The sequence below is a fragment of the Campylobacter sp. BCW_6877 genome (assembly GCF_001762445.1).
GTDB classification, from domain to species: domain Bacteria; phylum Campylobacterota; class Campylobacteria; order Campylobacterales; family Campylobacteraceae; genus Campylobacter_D; species Campylobacter_D jejuni.
This window is the reverse complement of record NZ_MJWW01000056.1, coordinates 1-4,727: the sequence shown is the minus strand read 5'-3', so window position 1 is coordinate 4,727 and position 4,727 is coordinate 1. Positions and strand designations below refer to the sequence as shown.

Here is a 4,727-nt window from a genome sequence, read left to right as displayed (position 1 = left end):
TTTTTCATTTTAAATCCTTGTATTTAAATAAATTTAAATAAATTTAATTTTTCAAGTTCTTCTTCTATAAATTTTTCATTTATTTTTATATAATTTGCTTTTTCTAATCCATAATAAAGCATTTTTTCATCATAATCATTGCCTCCAAAACCATCTGTTACAATTTTAAATCTATCTTCCCATTCAATTTCTTTATCTTTTTGGAAATATATGTTAATCATTCCTTTTCTTTTTTTATCAATTATTCTTATGAAATATTCTTTTGTTGTTGAAACTAACAAATTTTCAAATTGTTTGTCATCAATGATAAGATTTTTATATAACTCATTTAAAAAACAAATAAGCACAAGGTAACTTCCTTTTTTTATTGAATGCTTCCTATCTTTATCAAATAATTTTAATTTATCTTTTATATTTTTTTTAAATTCATTGTTTCTAAATACATTATCAAAAAAAATTTCCATTTCAGCATTTTTTAAATTATTGAAATGCTTTAAATTTACGAACTTTGTATTTTCATTTCTTGCTAGGGTTAAAATTGCAAAAAATTTATCCATATATTTTTTTGCAATATCATCAATATCATTTTGTAAGGAATGAAAAAAATACTGATTATTTTCTTGTATATTCTCTAATAACATTTTAACTCCTTTTTTTCTTGCTAACTAAAATTTTTTATGCAAAAGTTTATACTCATCTTCAATTGATTTACTGCAAAGAATGGTGGTTATATATTTTAATTCTTTAACTTTTAGTTCTTTTAGAAACATAAAAAATTGTTTTGGGCTTAAATTTTCATTATTGCCTAATTGAAAATAAGGAATTATTTTTATATTATGCTTTTTAAAAAAATCGGGGATTATAAAATCCCAATTTTTAAAATCAATCTTGATAGTTTGTTCTGCTAATTCTTTGAAAAATGGGGTTTCCATAAATAATTTCACAACTTCCATATTGTTTTCCACTTTTGGATTATTAAGAAATTCATCAAAATATTCTTTTCCTACCCACACTCTAAGCGACATTTCAAAATAATCATCGCTATCATATTTCTTTTCATTTTTATAACCAAATATAACTCTTATTACATCGTTTTCTATAAACTCTTTATAATAGTCTTTCTTGTCCATCATTGCAAGTTCCATCATTAAATTGCTCATTTTCTTCTCCTTTGAAATTTATATTCTTTATTGGAATTTTCTTCTTTTATATTATTTTTGTTAAAATTAATAATGTGATTTACTACTTTTTCAATATCTTTTAAGCATAAATCTTCATCTAACTGAGTATTTATCCTACTTTTATTCCAAGAATGATTTTGATCAAAAAATATGATTTTAGTAACATTCTCGTCTTTTTCAAATAAATCAGTGTCAAATTTTTCTAAATAAATAGGGGCTATACAAACTTCATTTTTCAACTTATTAAAATCTAATTTTTGTTCGTGTTTTAAGCCAATATAGCCACAAAGCCATTGTCCTTTGTCATTTTGCATTAATAAATCCTTATCTTTTAATTCTTTTAGATTAGGATATTCAACTTTCAAAATAGTGTATGGAATGTCATTGATTTGTCCTTCTTTTCTTTCAAGTTCTATATATTTTTTTTCATTTTATTTTCCATTTTATTCCTTTGTATATATTTGGTTTAGTTGAGATTTCTTTAAACAATATTTGCTCTCTTGTTTAAAGTGTTTTCCATACCTTGAGAAATCATTTCACTTTGTTTTCCATCAATACCTACTAATGATAAAGCCCATGAAGGCCCTTTAATAATTAAATTCCACATAATTACCGCTGAAGCAATTTTTGCAAATATAGTTAATAAGCCTGTGATTGCACCTATAATAAAGTTAGTGTGAAAATTATATACGCTAGTTTTAATTCCTGTAAATTGTTCTACAGAAACAAATAAGAAAAATTCGTCTACTAAAACATTTATAAATAATGATAAATATATAAAGAGAATAATTAATACGGGTTTTAAAAATATAGCCATACCATTAATTAAGAATTCAATAATTTTATCCATTCTTTTAGTTGCTAAGGAGAAAGCTACAACGAATGGTGAAATATAAAAATATTTTATCAAAGAAACTAAATAAGATACAAATATTATAATAGAAGCTGTAGTGCAAACCAATAATGGTATTTTTTGAAAAGTCCATTCTATTAACATTATAGCTATAGCATATCCTGTAATTGTTGAGGCAACTGTTCCTGTTATGTATCCAACGATAGCTCCACCTACTGTTCCTATGATTGGCACAGTAGAAGCTGCTGCTGCTTGAATTACAGCCATGAATTTTCCAGTATTTTCCATTACAAAATCTTTTATAGTTGAAGCTCCTGGTAACATCATCCATACTAATTTACCTGCTATCCATCCTAAAGAGCTATCTGTAATATCATCTTTACTAATTTCAATATCTCCTTTATTTATATTTTCTTTAGTGTTTTGAATATTTTTTTTAGTTGCTTTAATCATCCTTTCTTTTTGTTCATCTTCATCACCTTGCTCTTCTTTAAACATAGTTACTTCTGCTAAAATTGCACTACTTGGCGTAAATAAAGAATTTATCCATCCAAGTTGCATTTCTCTTACTGCAAAATAAGCATCAAGATTTTTCATTTCATTGATTTTTTGAGTGTTATCTCTTAATTTATCAATTTTTTCCATTTGAGAATTTATTTTAGTTATTTCATTTCTTGCTTTTAAAATATCAGCTTCTAAAGCTATACAAGCTTCCAAGGAAATATCGCCATTTTTTCCTGCCATATCATTACTATCTTCAGCTAAAAATCGTTTTATTTTTTCTTTATCTTCATCTGTTAAAGAAGTGATATAGCTTTCTCTAATGGCAGATAGTTGGTTTTTATATCTTAAAGAACAAGTTTTTTTATAAATTTCATCTCCTTGACTTATAAGAAACTCATTTTCTTTCTTTTTTTCTAATAAGGCTTTAATACCTTGAATATTTACTCCACCTATACTTTTATAAATTTTATCCATATAGGTTTTTCCACCAATTGCACTAGCCATATCTGCAATATCTGTTGATTTTAATGCAAAATATCTAATGACGTTTTGCATAATTGTTGAGTGAGCTAAACCATTTCCTTCGGGTATAGGCATAAAAAATGTTCCTATCATAATCATTGGAATATAAAATTTATGTAAAAATTTTTGCTTTCCTTCATTTTCGCCCCTATTTTCTAAGTAAGCTTGAATTTTTTCTGCACTAATTGAAGTAAGAAAAAATCCACCAACTAAAACAAGAATTAGAATTTGTAAATGTTGATAAATTTTTTCATTGGCTAAAAATAGATTTGAAAAATACGCCATATTGTTTTTATTAAAACCATCTACAGCTGAAGTTTCTTGCAAACTTATACTTGAAGTAGAAAATCCTTTATTTTGATTTAAAACAGAATTTGGAGCTATCAAAAAATCCATAAAACTTTGATTTTTTTGTATAGTTTTAATGCTAAAATTATCTATACCATCTTTTAAGGTTAATTCTCCTAAATTATAAGTTTTTTCTCTATCAATAATATTTGGATTTAAAGTTGCTAAAGCAACTAAATATTTTGCAAAATTAATTTTAGTATCGCTTGGCGTCCATTTAATTATACTTTCTAAATTAATTTTTCTATCTATATTTTCATAATTTTTTAATTCAGTATCAAGTCCTGTATACACTTGTTTAGCACAAGATAAATTAGTTTTTGAAGCATTAAATTTTAAATCTAAATCAAAATTTTCATTTTTATAAACTCTACAAAAAGTTGTCCCATTTTTAAAATCAAATCCTATGATTTGAGTTCCATATCCGCTATTAACCTTTCTACACTCCCAACTACATCCATTTTTAGAATCTATGTCATCATCACTATTAGGAAATATTTTTTGCATTTCTTCTTTAGTAGTTTCAGAAACAACTCCTTGCCCATTATTTGTTCCTTCTGCAAATAAGAAATTAAACAGCAATAAAAATAAAATTATTTTTTTCATTTGTATTTAACCTTTTGCTTATAATTGTTTTGAAAATTATTTTTAGCATTTAAATTAGGTTCGCCATTTAATTCAGGACACATAAATTTACAACCATTTTTCCATTCAGAACAACCATACCAAAATTTGTTTTTTTCATTTTTACTTTCTCTTTTTATTAAGTTTCCTTGATTACATTGAGGACATTTAAAAGATGTATTTAAATTAGTGCTTTTATTTTCTAATTCAGGTTTTCCATTAACAGATTTCGCCTTAAAATCACAACCATTAGAATACTCAGAACAAGAAAAGAATTTTCTAAATTTTCCATTTATTTCTCTTAAAAAACCTTTTTGACATTTAGGACAAGTTATTTTTTCTTTTTCTTCATTAGAAACAATTTTTTTGTTTAAACTCTTTTCATTATCAATTATTTTTAAAATAAAATCATTAATTGAATTTAAAAAATCGCTTCTTTTTAGTTTTCCTTCTTGTATCTCTTTTTGAGATTCAAACCATAAAGCTGTCATGTCTGGATTTGTCAATATAGGATCTAAATTTTGGATTAAATTAATTCCAAGTTCTGTAGCATTAACAACTTGCTTTTTATCCTTTGAAACTACAATATAGCCTCTGTTTATTAAAGTTTCTATGTGATTACTTCTTGTTGCTGGAGTTCCTATTCCGCCATTTTCGCCTTTTTTATCTTTATCTTTTTCTATTAAAAGTTTTTT

General features: G+C 24.9%; 5 protein-coding genes. All 5 read right to left on the bottom strand.

The window, feature by feature from the left end; all coding sequences use genetic code 11:
* Positions 1-23 precede the first annotated feature (23 nt).
* Entirely contained in the window at positions 24-641 is a 618-nt protein-coding gene (locus AJ936_RS07230) for a hypothetical protein (RefSeq protein ID WP_186820502.1), read from the bottom strand.
* A 24-nt stretch (positions 642-665) separates the two neighbouring features.
* A complete protein-coding gene (locus AJ936_RS07225; protein WP_070274240.1) occupies positions 666-1,160 on the bottom strand; it encodes a hypothetical protein in 495 nt (164 codons plus the stop codon).
* The gene (locus AJ936_RS07220; RefSeq protein ID WP_070274256.1) at positions 1,157-1,495 is read right to left on the bottom strand and encodes a hypothetical protein; all 339 of its coding nucleotides are present in this window, start codon (positions 1,493-1,495) and stop codon (positions 1,157-1,159) included. The genes AJ936_RS07225 and AJ936_RS07220 overlap by 4 nt, the downstream gene beginning before the upstream one ends.
* Before the next feature lie 167 nt (positions 1,496-1,662).
* On the bottom strand, positions 1,663-4,014 hold the full coding sequence (locus AJ936_RS07215; RefSeq protein ID WP_070273933.1) for a hypothetical protein: 2,352 nt from the start codon (positions 4,012-4,014) through the stop codon (positions 1,663-1,665).
* Positions 4,011-4,727, bottom strand: a 717-nt coding sequence (locus AJ936_RS07210) for a DNA topoisomerase (RefSeq protein ID WP_186820505.1), incomplete at its 5' end; no start/stop codon positions are given. The genes AJ936_RS07210 and AJ936_RS07215, both read right to left, overlap by 4 nt.